General features: G+C 67.4%; 13 protein-coding genes. 7 read left to right on the top strand and 6 right to left on the bottom strand.

Going from position 1 to position 14362, the window contains the following annotated elements; all coding sequences use genetic code 11:
• The first annotated feature begins 108 nt into the window (after positions 1–108).
• Positions 109–1071 (top strand): L-threonylcarbamoyladenylate synthase, encoded by a 963-nt coding sequence (locus AC0IPL_RS13260; protein WP_474274991.1) that lies wholly within the window; start codon positions 109–111, stop codon positions 1069–1071.
• 144 nt (positions 1072–1215) lie between these two features.
• On the opposite strand, the gene AC0IPL_RS13255 is transcribed toward AC0IPL_RS13260, so the two are convergent.
• Positions 1216–1827, bottom strand: a complete 612-nt coding sequence (locus AC0IPL_RS13255) for a YqgE/AlgH family protein (protein WP_474274990.1) — start codon at positions 1825–1827, stop codon at positions 1216–1218.
• Positions 1828–1941: 114 nt separating this feature from the next.
• Between AC0IPL_RS13255 and AC0IPL_RS13250 the strand changes: the two genes are divergently transcribed.
• Positions 1942–2766 (top strand): protein-disulfide reductase DsbD domain-containing protein, encoded by an 825-nt coding sequence (locus tag AC0IPL_RS13250; RefSeq protein ID WP_474274989.1) that lies wholly within the window; start codon positions 1942–1944, stop codon positions 2764–2766.
• Positions 2763–3296 (top strand): NUDIX hydrolase, encoded by a 534-nt coding sequence (locus AC0IPL_RS13245; protein WP_474274988.1) that lies wholly within the window; start codon positions 2763–2765, stop codon positions 3294–3296. The genes AC0IPL_RS13250 and AC0IPL_RS13245 overlap by 4 nt, the downstream gene beginning before the upstream one ends.
• On the opposite strand, the gene AC0IPL_RS13240 is transcribed toward AC0IPL_RS13245, so the two are convergent.
• The 5 genes from AC0IPL_RS13240 to AC0IPL_RS13220 form a co-directional block, all read right to left on the bottom strand.
• Positions 3245–6640 carry an efflux RND transporter permease subunit gene (locus tag AC0IPL_RS13240; protein WP_474274987.1) on the bottom strand — a complete coding sequence of 1132 codons (3396 nt, stop codon included), beginning with the start codon at positions 6638–6640 and terminating at the stop codon, positions 3245–3247. The genes AC0IPL_RS13245 and AC0IPL_RS13240 overlap by 52 nt on opposite strands.
• A gap of 5 nt (positions 6641–6645) precedes the next feature.
• Positions 6646–8109, bottom strand: a complete 1464-nt coding sequence (locus AC0IPL_RS13235) for an efflux RND transporter periplasmic adaptor subunit (RefSeq protein WP_474274986.1) — start codon at positions 8107–8109, stop codon at positions 6646–6648.
• Positions 8110–8238: 129 nt separating this feature from the next.
• Positions 8239–8781, bottom strand: coding sequence for a molybdenum cofactor biosynthesis protein B (moaB, locus tag AC0IPL_RS13230; RefSeq protein ID WP_474275055.1), 543 nt, complete (start codon positions 8779–8781; stop codon positions 8239–8241).
• A 159-nt stretch (positions 8782–8940) separates the two neighbouring features.
• Positions 8941–9540, bottom strand: a complete 600-nt coding sequence (locus AC0IPL_RS13225) for a metallophosphoesterase family protein (RefSeq protein WP_474275054.1) — start codon at positions 9538–9540, stop codon at positions 8941–8943.
• A gap of 15 nt (positions 9541–9555) precedes the next feature.
• Positions 9556–10320 (bottom strand): uracil-DNA glycosylase, encoded by a 765-nt coding sequence (locus AC0IPL_RS13220; protein ID WP_474274985.1) that lies wholly within the window; start codon positions 10318–10320, stop codon positions 9556–9558.
• Between the two features lie 206 nt (positions 10321–10526).
• Between AC0IPL_RS13220 and AC0IPL_RS13215 the strand changes: the two genes are divergently transcribed.
• The 4 genes from AC0IPL_RS13215 to plsY are packed head-to-tail and all read left to right on the top strand — an operon-like array spanning position 10527 to position 13968.
• Positions 10527–11477, top strand: coding sequence for an aspartate carbamoyltransferase catalytic subunit (locus AC0IPL_RS13215; protein WP_474274984.1), 951 nt, complete (start codon positions 10527–10529; stop codon positions 11475–11477).
• A gap of 4 nt (positions 11478–11481) precedes the next feature.
• Positions 11482–12015 (top strand): hypothetical protein, encoded by a 534-nt coding sequence (locus tag AC0IPL_RS13210; protein WP_474274983.1) that lies wholly within the window; start codon positions 11482–11484, stop codon positions 12013–12015.
• 40 nt (positions 12016–12055) lie between these two features.
• Entirely contained in the window at positions 12056–13363 is a 1308-nt protein-coding gene (gene pyrC, locus AC0IPL_RS13205) for a dihydroorotase (protein ID WP_474274982.1), read from the top strand.
• Positions 13363–13968 (top strand): glycerol-3-phosphate 1-O-acyltransferase PlsY, encoded by a 606-nt coding sequence (plsY, locus tag AC0IPL_RS13200; protein ID WP_474274981.1) that lies wholly within the window; start codon positions 13363–13365, stop codon positions 13966–13968. The genes pyrC and plsY overlap by 1 nt, the downstream gene beginning before the upstream one ends.
• Positions 13969–14362: the final 394 nt, after the last annotated feature.

Here is a 14362-nt window from a genome sequence, read left to right as displayed (position 1 = left end):
GGTGCGGGCAGTCTTGGCTTCCCGGCACAGGCCCATTATGGTCTGGTGCTTGATCGATTACCTACCCGCCCCCCCGTTTCAAGCAACCAAAACGCCGCGTCACACGCAATGCCCCAGCTCAGCACTGAAACTCTGGCCGCCGACGGCCCCGGCCTCGCCCGTGCCGCGCAGCTCCTGCGCGCAGGCGCGCTGGTCGCCTTTCCCACCGAGACGGTCTATGGGCTAGGCGCCGATGCCCGCCAGGGCAAAGCCGTCGCCGCGATCTATGAGGCCAAGGGACGTCCCAGCTTCAACCCCTTGATCGCGCACGTGCATTCGGTGGAGACCGCGCAACGCTACGTCCAGTGGAATGACCTCGCCGAGAGGCTGGCGCAGGCCTTCTGGCCCGGCCCGCTGACTCTTGTGCTGCCGCTGCGCGACGGGCACGGCATATCGCCGTTGGTGACCGCCGGACTGAAAACGCTGGGGCTGCGGGTGCCGGCCCATCCGGCGGGCCAGGCCCTGTTGCGGGCGCTGGACGGGCCGGTGGCGGCGCCCTCGGCCAATCCGTCCGGGCGGATCAGCCCGACCACGGCCGCACATGTGCGCGCCGGGCTCGACGGGCGCATCGCGGCCATTCTGGACGATGGCGCTTGTGGCGTGGGGCTGGAATCCACCATCGTCGGGCTTGCCGGTCCGCAGCCGATGCTGCTGCGCCCGGGTGGGTTGGCCGCCGAGGAAATCCAGGCGGTGCTGGGCGAGAGGCTGGTGATGCGCGACGCACACGACCCGCTGACCGCCCCCGGCCAGCTGCTGTCGCATTATGCGCCGGGCGCGCCGGTACGGCTCAAGGCCACGACTGCGGCGCCGGGCGAGCTGTATCTGGGTTTTGGCCCACCCCCTTCGGGTCACGCCTGCGATCTGAACCTGTCGGACTCCGGCGATCTGGCCGAGGCGGCCGCCAATCTCTTTGGCCACCTGCACAAGCTGGATGCGCTTGGCAGACCTATCGCTGTGGCGCCGATCCCTGAGCACGGTCTCGGTGCCGCCATCAACGACCGTCTGCGCCGCGCGGCCGCACCGCGCGACTGACCCGGCAGGCCTCTCTTTCTGGTCAGAAATACTCAGGCGCCGTGCGCCAGCACGGCGCTACGCCCAAAGTTTGCCCGATCATCTTTGATGATTGGCAGCCAAGGGCGGGAGCGTCGGCCGCCGCCCTGCCCTCACAGCCTGCGCTCAGGCATGGCCCGCGCTGGCAGACAGCGACAGCGGATCGACGCCCAACGTCTTCAACGCCGCCCCCCACTTGCTGTCATCGGTCAGGCCGAAGACCAGCTCGGGGCTGGCCTCGGCGGTCAGCCAGCCATTCATCGCGATTTCCGATTCCAGCTGCCCCGGCCCCCAACCGGCATAGCCCAGAAGCACCAGCAGATCCTGCGGCCCCTGGCCTTGGGCAATATCCTCCAGCACGTCCAGCGTTGCCGTCATCGAGAACCCGCCCGGCACCTTCAGCGAACTGACGTCGGATTCGTAGTCCGGCGTATGCAGCACGAAGCCGCGCTGGGTCTCCACCGGGCCGCCGAACCGCACTGGCAGGGCAGCCGCGGCGCTGGCCTCACCGCCCATTTCCAGCTGTTCCAGCAGATCGCCCAGCACCACGCCCTCGGCGGGTTTGTTGACGATCAGCCCCATGGCCCCCTCCTCCCCGTGCGAACACAGGAAGATAACCGAGTGTTCGAACCGGGGGTCGCCAATTCCGGGCATTGCAATCAAGAGCTTGCCAGTAAGATCCATGAAGTTCCGTCTTTCTGCTGCCTTCCCCCACCATGCCGCCCAGCCCGCCGCCACGCAAGGGGGCGCATCCGCATCGCGCGGTGGCGCTCCGGCAAAATTACCGCAAAGCCGGCCTGATGACCGCAACGTGACTTGGCAAAGCGGGCGCTGCGGCGCATGTATCCGGGCATGAGACACGGTTTTTTCCCCTCCGCCGCCGCGCTGACCCTAATGCTGGCCTCCGTCTTTGCGGTCTCGACGCCGCCCGCCCGCGCCGCCGGTGAAGACATCGTTTCGGTCGAGGTCCTGGACGGCGGCCTGACCACCCGCGGCACCGTGCAGGCGGCGCTGCGGATCAGGCTGCAACCCGGCTGGAAGACCTATTGGCGGGCACCGGGCGATGCCGGCATTCCGCCCAGCTTCTCCTGGAACGGCGCGCGCAATCTGGCGGGGCTCGCAATGACCTGGCCCGCGCCGGAGGTGTTTCTGACCTCCGGCTATCGCAGCATCGGCTATCACGACCAGCTGGTCTTGCCGCTGGAGATCACGCCGCAGACCCCAGGCGAGACCGTGCGGCTGAAAGGCCGAATGCAGCTGGGGGTCTGCAAGGATGTCTGCGTTCCCGCAGAGGTGCGGTTCGATCACCAACTGGACCCGGACGCCCCGCGCCATCCGGCGATTGCCGCAGCGCTCGCCAGCCGCCCCTGGTCGGCACAGGAGGCCGGCGTGCGCGCGGCCCGCTGCAGCCTGCGCCCCACCAGATACGGCATGCGGGTCACGGCCCGCATCACCATGCCCTCGGCCGGCGGCGAGGAAGTGGCGGTGATCGAACCCGGCAATCCCAACCTTTATGCCGGCGAGACCACCACCCGCCGCGAGGGCGACCTGCTGCTGGCCGAGGCTGAGTTCCTGCCCGCCGATGACCGCGCCTATGCCATCGACCGTTCCAAGCTGCGGATCACCGTGCTGGGGCGCGATCACGCTGTGGACATCCGCGGCTGCGACGCCGGATGAGCGCGCCCGGCCGCAAGCCGTCGCGCACGGTGCACGCCACGCCAGAGGGACAGCCCGACCCGGCCCCGCAACGTCCTGTGCTGGGGGCCATCGCGGTGGTCTGCCACCGGATTGACGGGCAGGATCACGTCATCCTAGTGCAGCGCGGCAAGGCCCCCAACGCGGGCTGGTGGGGTTTTCCCGGCGGCCATGTGGAGATGGGTGAAACCGCGCTGGAGGCCGCCGCGCGCGAGCTGCGCGAGGAAACCGGCGTTCGGGCGCGACCGGTGGAGTATCTTACCAATATCGACGTGATAGCCCGCAATGACGAGGGCAAGACGCAGCAGCAATATCTTTTGTGCGTGGTGCTGTGCGACTACCTGCACGGCACCCCCGCCCCGGCGGATGACGCCGAACAGGCCGAATGGATCCCGGTGACCGAGGTCGCCACCCGCGGGCTGCCAGTGCTGGAGCAGGTGGCCGAGGTCGCGCTGGCGGCTCAGGCGCGCTGGCGGGAGCTGAACCGCAATGCCAGCGCGCCTGCCAGATAGGTCAGCAGCGCCAGCAGAACTGCCCCCGCGATGCAGGCCATCAGCCCGGCGCGCACCGGCTCCATTGTCGTCAGTGTCGGCAGGGCGCGCAGCGCCGGATGCAGTGCGCCGGTGGCCATCGGCCAGCCCAATGCCAGCAGCAGCCAGCCCAGCTGCACCAATGCCGCCGCGCCCACCAGCCAGCGCAGCGGTCCCGCGCCGCGTCGCAACGCCCGACGCAAGGAGGCCACCGGACGGCTGAGATCACGCTGCATCGCCACCAGGGCCGGCACCACCAGCAGCACCAGGAACATGCCGAAGCCCAGGCCGTAGACCAGCGTGATCACCGTGGGTTTCAGGAACTGCGCCTGCTGCGAGCGTTCGAACAGCAACGGCGCCAGCCCCAGCACCGTGGTCATCGTGGTCAGCATCACCGGCCGCAGCCGGTCCGCCGCCGCATCAATGATCGAGGGGATCAGTCCGCGATCCCTGGCATATTCGTCGATCGTGGTGACCAGCACGATGGAGTCGTTGATGATGATGCCGGTCATGCCCAGCAGGCCCACCACGGTGAACATGCTCAGCGGCACCTCCCACATGTAGTGGCCCCAGATGGTGCCGACGAGCCCAAAGGGGATGATCGCCATCACCACCATCGGCCGGGTCCAGCTGGCAAAGATCCACGCCAGCACCAGGTAGATGCCGGTCAGGCAGATCACCAGCCCGGTGCCGGCCTCCTGCAGGAAGGTCTGCTCCTGCTCGGCCAGCCCCGACAGGCGCCAGTCCACCTGCCGCTCGCTGGCAATCCTTGGCAGGATCTCCTCCTGCAGCGCCTGCATCACCGCTTCGGCGCGGGTGGGGTCGTCCTCCGAGATGTCGCCACTGACGCTGATGACGCGCACGCCGTTCTCGCGCCGCACGGTGGAAAAGCCGCTGCGCCGCTCGACCGAGACGATGTCAGCCAGCGGCACGTAGATGCCGCTGGGCGCGCGCATCAACGTGCGTTCCAGGAAATCAGCCGTCAGCTCACCCTCGGGCAGTTCAACCCGGATGGTGGCGCTGCGCGGCCCGTCCGGATAGGTCGCCGCCTCAATCCCGTTCAGCCGCGCCCGCAGCGCCTGGCCCAGGCTGCCGATGGTGAAGTTCAGCGCCTGCCCCTGCGGGGTCAGATCCAGGATCAATTCTTCCTTGTCATAGGCCAGATTGTCCTCGACCGCCGAGACCTCGGGGAACCGCAGAAGCGCGGTCTTCAGATCTTCGGAGGCGCGTTTCAACACCTGCACATCGGCGCCGAAGAGCTGCACGTCCAGCGCGTCACCCCCCGGACCGGAGCGCCAGCCGCGGAAGGAGACCGTTTCCACCAGTGGATGACGCGCCACCCGCTCCTGCAGTTCGGCGACAAAGGCAAAGCTGGAATAGGGGCGCAGATCGGCCTCTATCAGCTCTATCGAGATGCCGCCGAGAAGATCCGCGTCTTTGGCGTCGACCCCGGCCAGCCCCCGGCCGCTGTTGCCACCCACCTCCGCCATCACAAAGGCCAAGGGGTTGCGCCCATAGCGCTCCTCGTACTCCGCGCCCAGGGCCTCGGTCGCGCGCTGCATCTCCTGCATCATCGCCAGGGTGTCGGCGCGGCTGGCGCCCTCGACCATGGCGAAGTTACCGGTGACAGAACCGCGTTCGGGCGCATTGAAGAAGCGCCATTTCACATCGCCGCCAATGAACAGCGCGGCCTGGCTGGCCAGCACGGCAAGCGCCCCCGCCAGCACCACATAACGCGCCCGCACGACCAACCCCATCAAGGGGCGGAAGCCATGGTCGCGCAGCCAGCGAAAGCCGCGGTTCACCATTCGGTTGGGCCAGTCATACCAGTGCCGCGCCTGCGCGTGGGTCAGCGCATGGGCCAGGTGATTGGGAAGAATCAGGAAACACTCCACCAAGGAGGCCGCCAGCACCGCAATTACGGTGAAGGGAATGTCGCGGATCAGCTCGCCAAAGCGCCCCCCCACCAGCACGAGACCAAAGAAGGCGATGATGGTGGTCAGGGTGGCGGCAAAGACCGGCATCGACATGCGGCGGGCGGCGTTCTCGGCCGCCTGCACTGGGCTTTCGCCCAGACGGCGCACCCGGAAATCGGCGTGTTCACCGACCACGATGGCGTCGTCCACCACGATACCAAGGGTGATAATCAGCCCGAACAGGCTGATCATGTTGAGCGTGATGCCAGCCGCATACATCAGCGCCACCGCGGCAAACATCGCCGCCGGGATTCCTGCCGCCACCCAAAAGGCGATGCGGGTGTTCAGAAACAGGAACAACAGGCACAGCACCAGCCCCAATCCGGCCAGACCGTTGTCGACCAGAATATCCAGCCGGTCGGTGATCGCCTGGGCGCGCGTGCGGATCAGTTCGGCCGTTACCCCCTGCGGCAGGCTGGCTTGCAAGGTGTCCACCACGTCCTGGACCTTTGCCTGCAAGCGGATCGCGTTGCCCTGGTCGGATCGGTCGACCCTGATCGACATCGCCGGGTTGTCGCCGACGAAATAAGAGCGATTGCGGTCGACGCCTTCGATCCGCAACCGCGCCACATCGCCCACCGTCAGCACCGAGCCGTCGGCATTGGTGCGCAGCACGATGGCTGCCAGCTGATCGGGCGTGCGTTTCGCGCTGCCGGTGCGCACGCGGGCGTTGGCGCCGCTGATGTCGCCGGCCGGGTCGGCATCGGCCTCGGCGGCGATGGCATCGGCAATCTGGCGCATGGTGATGTCATGGGTAATCAGGCTGGTGGTCGGAACCTCGACGATGGTCTGCGGCGCCGCCACCCCGCGGATGGTGGTGCGGGTGACACCCGCCTCGAACAGGCGGATCACCAGCTCATCCGCGAATTGCCCCAGCTGCCCCGGTGCCACCGGGCCAGAGATCACCACATCCGTCACCCGGTCCCGCCAGGCGCCGCGGCGCACGTTGGGTTCCTCTGCCTCCTCCGGCAGGGTGGTAACGCCGTCCACCGCCGACTGCACGTCATCGGCAGCCTGGCCCATGTCCGTGCCCGGTTCGAATTCCAGCGTCAGGGAAGCGCGCCCCTCCCGCGAGGTGGAGGCGGTTTCCTCGACCCCGTCAACCGCCAGCAGCACCGGCTCCAGCACCTGCACGATGGCGCTGTCCACATCCTCCGGCCCGGCGCCCTCCCAGTCGACGGTGACGGTGACGCTTTCGACGATCACATCGGGGAAGAATTGTGCACGCATGTTGGGCATCGCCATCGCCCCCAGCACCAGCATCAGCACCAACATCAGATTGGCCGCGGTGCGATGGCGGGTGAAATAGCTGAACAGGCCGCTGGCGGTATCGGGCAGATCGCGCATCATCCCGCTCAGCCCCCCATCCGCGATTCTATGCGGCTGACCAGCCCGGCGGGCACCCGCGCCGCGGCGAGTTTCTGCAACATCTGCTGTTTCACCTCCGCGGCCATCGCCCCGTTGCCTTCGACAAAGGCGACCAGGCGGGCGCGGCGTTCATCGCTGAGTTCGATCAGATCGGGCAGATCGGGCCGCGCCTGCGCTTCGGCACCCTGGCGCAGTGGCCGCACCTTGATCCCCGGCCCCAGCAGCGGCGTGCGCCCGGTGACCACGGCGCGCCCGCCAAGACCCGCACCGCGGATCAGCACGTCATCGCCCTGGCGGCGCACCAGCTCCACCGGCAGCGCCTGCAATCGGTCGTCGCTGTCCAGTACCAGCACGCTGCCATCCGCGCCCAGCGCCGAGGCCGGCACACGCGCCACGCCCTCGACCTCCGGTTCGCGCACCCGAACGGTAACGAAATCCCCCGGCTCGAAGCCCGGTGCCGCCTCCAGTTCCGCATAGATCAGCCGCCCGGTCTGCCCGTCACCGGCCGCGCCGCTGGCACGCGAGATCCGGCCGCTGGCGCTGAGCCCCGCGCCGGCCGCATCCAGCGTCACCCGCACGGGCGCGCGCAGCACCTGGCCGTCCCTGTCCAGCAGCCGCGCGTATTGCGCGGTGGAGACGCGAAAGGCCACCTCCAGCAGATTGGGGTCCACCAGCTCTGCCAATTTTTCATTGGCCGAGACCAGCCGCCCCTGCACCAGGTTGACCCCCTGCAACGTGCCGCTGAAACCGGCCGTGATGGTGGTGTCCTCCACGTCGCGGCGGGCCTCCTCCAGGGCAATCTGGGCGCGCGCCACCCGCGTGGCCGCCTGATCGGCGCGGGCCTCGGCCTGGCTGACCGCCTGACGACGCGAAATCACCGCCTGGCGCGCCTGCACCGCGGCCAGCTCGGCGGTCTCCACGGTGGCGGCAGTGCCGACCCCGCGCGCCTGAAGATCCTGCTGGCGCGCAAAGGCGCGGGTTCGCAGCTCCGCTTGGTCCTGGGTTGCCCGCAATTCGTCCTGCGCGAGGATCAGCGCCCGTTCCGCGTCGCGCTCCTCCGCGCGGGCGTCCATCATATCCGCTTCGGCACGGTCCAGTGTGGCCTGCGCATCCGCCGGGTCGATCTGCACCAGGACCTCGCCCGCGCGCACGCTGCCCCCCTCGACAAAGCCATCGGCCAGGTGCACCACCCGCCCCGACGACGCGGTGCGCAGTTCCAGCGTGCGGCGGCTTTCGACGCGGCCAAAGGCGGTCAGCTCTGGCGCCACGGTCTGCATCTCGGCGGTGACGATATTGACGGCAAACACCCGCTCGCGCACCGGCGGGGCGCGGCGCTCGGCCCCCAGCCGCGTCTGCACCGCATCAAGAACCAACTGCGCGGCAAAGATTAGCAATGCCGCCGTCACTGCCACCAGCAAAAGCCCTGTCACACTCTGCCGCAAAAAGCGCATCTTCACATCCTTCCGGTGGCGGTTGCTGCCGGGGCCGCCGCTGTCTTATGGCTTGGCGCGAACGCCATGCACCCGGCCGCAAACATACCGTCTTGGGCGGAGGTTTTCGAGCTTACACGCAAGCCGCACTCATTTCCGGCGCAGATGCTCGTCCAATCTGGGCATTATTTCCACAAAGTTGCAGGGCCGGTGCCGGTAATCGAGCTGTTTGGCGAGAATGTCATCCCAACCATCCTTGCAGGCACCGGGGCTGCCGGGCAGCGCAAACAGATAGGTGCCGCCCGCGACCCCGCCCGTGGCGCGCGACTGCACCGCGCTGGTGCCGATTTTCTGCATCGAGATCATGGTGAAGACGGTGGCAAAGGCCTCGATCTCTTTTTCGTAGACATCGCGGTGCGCCTCGACGGTGACATCGCGGCCGGTCAACCCGGTGCCTCCGGTGGAGATCACCACATCGACCTCCGGGTCAGCCACCCAAGCGCGCAGCTGGGCGGCGATGTCGGCCCGTTCATCCCGGATGATCCTGCGATCCGCCAACACATGGCCCGCATCGCGCAGCCGGTCCACCAACACCTGGCCAGAGCGGTCCTCCTCCATCCGGCGGCTGTCGGAGACCGTCAACACCGCAATGCGGACCGGTATGAAGTCCTTGGTTTCGTCAATCGAGGACATATCCGTCATTTCCCTTTCATGGTGTCCAACCGCTGGGCGCGCATTGCAAGACCCGGCCCCGACATCCGCTTCGCAGGGGAGGGCAGGAACCCCGCCGGAACCGGTGCGGCATCAGCCGCTCAAACCATGGGCTGGTGACCCAACAGGTCAGACCACCTGTCATCGTGCCACCTCGAACCAGGTAACGCCGGGTCCAAGGTTGGCGACCTGCGTTTTACCGATCCTGCCGCCCTGCCCCCAGCAGTCATGCACATGGCCACAAAGCAGCAAATGCGGCTGGATCCGCATCGCCGCGTCCCGAACCGCAGTGGAGCCCACCGAAACGCCGCCGGAAGTCACATCGACCACACCCTTGGGCGGGGAATGGCAAATCAGGACATCCGCCGCCGTGCATTCGCTCAGCATCCTTTCCGCCTCGGCCTCGCTCAGGTCGCAGGACCAGCTGCCAAACGGGGTCTGTGGCACGCCGTATCCCAGACCGAACAGGCGCAGCCCCGCAACCTCGACGCCGCTCCCATGCAGCACAGTGGTTCGGGCAAAGCCCGCGGTTCGCAGCTCCTCAGCGCTTTCGCCGTTGCCGGGCACCGCCACCATCGGCGCTTGCAGCCCTGCCAGCATCGCCGCCGCGCGGTCAAGCCCGCGACGCATGTTGCAAAAATCGCCCGCCCCGATCACCAAATCGGCCCCGGCACTGGCGGCCACGATGGCCGCCGCATGAGGCGCTGACAGGTGCAGATCGGAAAACGCCAGTATCTTCATCGACACGCCCCCGGTTCAGCTGACGGTATCCAGCCGCGCCCGCAGCGCCAGCAGATCCGCCCAGGCCAGCGGCTTTTGCCGCGGCTGGCGCAGCAGGTCGGCGGGGTGGTACATCGCCACCACCGGCTTGCCCCAGGCCTGCGCCCAGGTGCCGCGCAGACGGGAGATGCCCGGTTTGCCCAGCACCGCCTGGCAGCTGACGTTGCCCATCAGCACCAGAATCTCCGGTTCTGCCAGCGCCACGTGCCGCTCCAGAAAGGGGTGCATCATAGCAATTTCCGCAGGCATCGGATCGCGCCCCTGCGGCGGCCGCCATGGCAGCACATTGGTCAGATAGACGTTCTCATCCCGGCTGAGGCCGATCGCCGCCAGCATCCGGTCGAGCAACCCCCCCACCTGGCCCGCAAAAGGCTGGCCCGCGCGGTCTTCCTCGCGGTCGGGTGCCTCGCCGATGATCATCACCCGCGCGCCCGCCTGACCGTCGGCAAACACCAGATTGCGGGCGCCGCGCTTCAGCTCGCAATGGCCGAAACCTTCCATCGCCGCGCGCAGCGCTGGCAGCGAGCCTGCGGCTCGCGCCGCCTTGCGGGCCTCCTCAAGGGGGTCCACCTCCTCGGGCTTGGGCGGCGGGGCCGGGATGGCGCCGCGCTTGGTCTTTGGCGCAGGCTCTTCCAGCGCGTAACGGTCCACCGGCGCCTCGCACAGGGCATCGGTGGCGCCAAGCTCCACCTGCCACTCCAACAGCGCCCGCGCGCTCCAGTAATCCAATGCCGATTCCATGCCCCAAGCTACTCTGCCCGCGCCCCAAGCGGAACACCTCTCCGCCGCTGCGCGGAAGATAAAAGCCCTTCATCTTTCAAAAAATACGCCGGGGAGCGCGAGGGGCCGACCCCTCGCCCGGGCGACACTGGCAAACCGCCGCAGCGTCTTGCCGCAGGCACCTGCCCCGCCTATAACTGCCGCTAAATCAAGCGGAGCCGCCCCCCATGTCCTTCGAACACCGCCACCTGCTTGGCATCGAGCCGCTGAAACCGCATGAGATCACCGCGATCCTCGATCTGGCCGATGACTATGTGGCGCTGAACCGCCGTCCGGAGAAACATTCCGACGTGCTGGCAGGCCTCACCCAGATCAACATGTTCTTTGAGAACTCCACCCGCACCCAGGCCAGTTTCGAACTGGCGGGCAAGCGGTTGGGCGCGGATGTGATGAACATGGCGATGCAGGCGTCCTCGATCAAAAAGGGCGAAACGCTGATCGACACCGCGATGACGCTGAACGCCATGCACCCGGACCTGCTGGTGGTGCGGCATCCGCATTCCGGCGCGGTGGATCTCCTCGCACAGAAGGTGAACTGCGCGGTGCTGAACGCGGGCGACGGCAAGCATGAGCATCCGACCCAGGCGCTGCTGGACGCGCTGACCATCCGCCGCTCCAAGGGGCGGCTGCACCGTCTGAACATCGCCATCTGCGGCGACATTGCGCACAGCCGCGTCGCGCGGTCAAACCTGATCCTGCTGGGCAAGATGGAAAACCGCATCCGCCTGATCGGCCCGCCGACGCTGGTGCCGGCCCAGTTCGCCGCGTTCGGCGCCGAGGTTTATGACGACATGCGCGAAGGGCTGAAGGACGTCGACGTGGTCATGATGCTGCGACTGCAAAAGGAACGGATGGACGGTGGCTTCATCCCGTCGGAGCGCGAATATTACCACCGCTACGGGCTGGATGCCGAAAAGCTGGCGCTGGCCAAGCCCGACGCCATCGTCATGCACCCCGGCCCGATGAACCGCGGCGTGGAGATCGACGGCACCCTGGCGGATGACATCAACCGCTCGGTCATCCAGGAGCAGGTGGAGATGGGCGTCGCGGTGCGAATGGCGGCAATGGATCTTTTGGCACGCAATCTGCGTTTGGAAAGACAAGCAAAGGCGGGGTGACGCGATGACCAACAGGCTCCAAATTCCGGCCGGCGAACGCGGCGTGGTGCGGCTGTTTGCGCTGGACATGCGGCCCGAACAAGCCGCGTTTCTGAAAGACTCCGACGCGCTGGCGCAGGTGCTGGGGGTCGCGGACATCGACATGGAACAGGTGGAGATCTTCCCGGTCAGCGACCTTGAGGACATCGGTCTGACCGGCTACTTGCGTGAGGGTCTGGGTGTGCCGCTCGAACAGCTAGAGGCAGACCGCGAAATGCTGGAGGGGCTGGAAGGGCACGTGTTGCTGATCCGCTCGCCCGCCTTTCGGGGCGAGGCGGCGCGGCTGACCCCCGCCAGCCAGATCACCCTCCTCGCCACCTATCAGGAGCGCCCGACCGACTGGCGCGCCGCGCCGATGAGCGCCGAGAGCGCGAAGCCCTTCTCCGCCTCGCGGATGCCGCCGAAGCACGCGCGCGCCAAGGCGCAGCGCATCGGGGCGGTTTTGTTTGCGGTGGGGATGCTGCTGATAGTCCTGTTGGTCTGGGCGCTGCTGGCGTAATGGCGCGCAGCGCTTTCGTTTCTTCAATCAAGGTAAGCACATGACCACTCTATTTACCAATGCCCGCCTGATCGATCCGGAAGGTGGCAGCGACACGCGGGGGGCGTTGCTGGTGCAAAACGGTCGCATTGCCGCGGTCGAGACCGCGACGGAGGGGGCGGCGCTGCTGGCGGCGCGGGATCTTCGCGTCGAGGACGTGGCCGTGCAGGACTGCGGCGGCAAATGCCTGGCACCGGGGATCGTCGACATCGGCGTCAAGGTCTGCGAGCCGGGCGAACGCCACAAGGAAAGCTATAAATCCGCGGGTCTGGCGGCAGCGGCGGGCGGGGTCACCACCATCGTCACCCGGCCCGACACCACGCCCGCAATCGACAGCCCGGAAACGCTGGAGTTTGTCACCCGCCGCGCGCAGGCGGACACGCCGGTGAACGTGCTGCCAATGGCGGCGCTGACAAAGGGGCGCGAGGGGCGCGAGATGACCGAGATCGGCTTCCTGATGGATGCCGGTGCAGTGGCGTTTTCCGACTGCGACCATGTGATTTCCAGCACCAAGGTGTTTCAACGCGCGCTGGCCTATGCCCGCAGCTGCGGCGCGCTGGTGATCGCCCATCCGCAAGACCCCGGCCTGAGCCGCGGTGCTGCCGCCACCAGCGGCAAGTTCGCAGCACTCTACGGCCTGCCGTCGGTATCGCCGATGGCGGAGCGCATGGGGCTCGACCGCGACATCGCGCTGCTGGAAATGACCGGCGCGCGCTATCATGCTGACCAGATCACCACCGCCCGCGCCCTGCCCGCGCTGGAACGTGCCAAGGCCAACGGGCTGGACATCACCGCCGGCACCTCGATCCACCATCTGACGCTGAACGAGCTGGACGTGGCGGGCTATCGCAGCTTCTTCAAGGTGAAGCCGCCGCTGCGGTCCGAAGACGACCGGCTGGCGGTGGTTGACGCCGTCCGCACGGGGCTGATCGACACCATATCCTCAATGCACACGCCGCAGGACGAGGAAAGCAAGCGCCTGCCGTTTGAAGAGGCCGCCGCGGGTGCCGTGGCGCTGGAGACGCTGCTGCCCGCGGCGCTGCGGCTGTATCACGCGGATCTGCTGGACCTGCCCACTCTGTTCCGCGCTATGGCGCTGAACCCGGCAAAACGGCTGGGGCTGGACAGCGGCCGACTGAGCGTCGGCGCGCCTGCCGATCTGGTGCTGTTCGATGCCGATGTGCCTTTCGTGCTGGACCGGTTCAAGCTGCGCTCCAAATCGCAGAACACCCCCTTTGACGGCCAGCGCCTGCAGGGCCGGGTCGAGGCAACATTTGTGGCGGGTGAAACCGTCTACCGGAGAGACTGATGCCCGTTATCGAAAGTACTGCCGCCACGCTGCTGCTGTGGGCCGTGATCGGCTATGGGCTGGGCTCGGTGCCCTTTGGCGTGGTGGTCACGCGGGTGTTCGGCCTGGGCAACCTGCGCGAGATCGGATCCGGCAACATCGGCACCACTAACGTGCTGCGCACTGGCAGCAAACCCGCCGCGGCACTGACGCTGCTGCTGGACGGCGGCAAGGGGGCCGCCGCGGTGCTGATCGCGCGGGCGCTGGCTGGAGAGGACGCGGCACAGCTGGCAGGTCTTGCGGCCTTCCTCGGCCATTGTTTCCCGATCTGGTTGGGTTTCAAGGGCGGCAAGGGGGTGGCGACCTTCCTCGGCCTGATGCTGGCGCTTGCCTGGCCGGTAGGTGTGGCCTGCTGTCTGAGCTGGCTGGCGACGGCTGTACTCAGCCGGATCTCGTCGCTCAGCGCGCTGGTTGCGGCGGCTTTGGCCCCGGTTTGGGCGGTGTCGCTGGGCCATCCGTCGACCGCGCTGCTGGCGCTGCTGCTGGCGATGGTGGTCTTCGTGCGCCATAGCGCCAACATTGGCCGCCTGCGCACCCGCACCGAACCAAAGATCGGCCAGAAATAGCGACCAAACGTTACGACATGCCGCGCCTCGCACAGCCACAACAGGAACCGCGCGCCGATCTGCCAGCGCATTTCCACAGTGCTGCCATGTTCGCTGATCTGCACGGTGCCGACATAGGCGCTGCCGTCGGGGTTGCGTCCCTCGGCGCGGTAGCTGCCCGCGATGCTCTGCGCGGCTGCCGACGTGGCGATCATCGCGCCCAGCGCCAACAGCCCGGCCAGAACCGACCGTCGCGCGTAGAGAAGTTTCGTCATTCCGCCCTCCCTGTCGTGCCGCCAGTCTGACACCGACAGAAGGGCGCTGTCATTACCGGCTGTCACGCCCGCGTGTGCGCGAAATTGCACAGTTGGCCCGTCGTCACCAAACACTCAAATTGAGTTGTTTTGAACGTGAA

Source organism: Leisingera sp. SA32, assembly GCF_056033425.1.
The sequence above is the reverse complement of the archived record's forward strand: the minus strand, read 5'-3'. Positions and strand labels throughout refer to the sequence as shown.

Excerpts from the sequence above, each read along its gene's own strand:
- AC0IPL_RS13260 (WP_474274991.1), top strand. The coding sequence starts at position 109 with ATGCCCCAGCTCAGCACTGAAACTCTGGCCGCCGACGGCCCCGGCCTC.
- AC0IPL_RS13250 (WP_474274989.1), top strand. The coding sequence starts at position 1,942 with ATGAGACACGGTTTTTTCCCCTCCGCCGCCGCGCTGACCCTAATGCTG.
- AC0IPL_RS13245 (WP_474274988.1), top strand. The coding sequence starts at position 2,763 with ATGAGCGCGCCCGGCCGCAAGCCGTCGCGCACGGTGCACGCCACGCCA.
- AC0IPL_RS13240 (WP_474274987.1), bottom strand. The coding sequence starts at position 6,640 with ATGATGCGCGATCTGCCCGATACCGCCAGCGGCCTGTTCAGCTATTTC.
- AC0IPL_RS13235 (WP_474274986.1), bottom strand. The coding sequence starts at position 8,109 with ATGCGCTTTTTGCGGCAGAGTGTGACAGGGCTTTTGCTGGTGGCAGTG.
- moaB (WP_474275055.1), bottom strand. The coding sequence starts at position 8,781 with ATGTCCTCGATTGACGAAACCAAGGACTTCATACCGGTCCGCATTGCG.
- AC0IPL_RS13225 (WP_474275054.1), bottom strand. The coding sequence starts at position 9,540 with ATGAAGATACTGGCGTTTTCCGATCTGCACCTGTCAGCGCCTCATGCG.
- AC0IPL_RS13220 (WP_474274985.1), bottom strand. The coding sequence starts at position 10,320 with ATGGAATCGGCATTGGATTACTGGAGCGCGCGGGCGCTGTTGGAGTGG.
- AC0IPL_RS13215 (WP_474274984.1), top strand. The coding sequence starts at position 10,527 with ATGTCCTTCGAACACCGCCACCTGCTTGGCATCGAGCCGCTGAAACCG.
- AC0IPL_RS13210 (WP_474274983.1), top strand. The coding sequence starts at position 11,482 with ATGACCAACAGGCTCCAAATTCCGGCCGGCGAACGCGGCGTGGTGCGG.
- pyrC (WP_474274982.1), top strand. The coding sequence starts at position 12,056 with ATGACCACTCTATTTACCAATGCCCGCCTGATCGATCCGGAAGGTGGC.
- plsY (WP_474274981.1), top strand. The coding sequence starts at position 13,363 with ATGCCCGTTATCGAAAGTACTGCCGCCACGCTGCTGCTGTGGGCCGTG.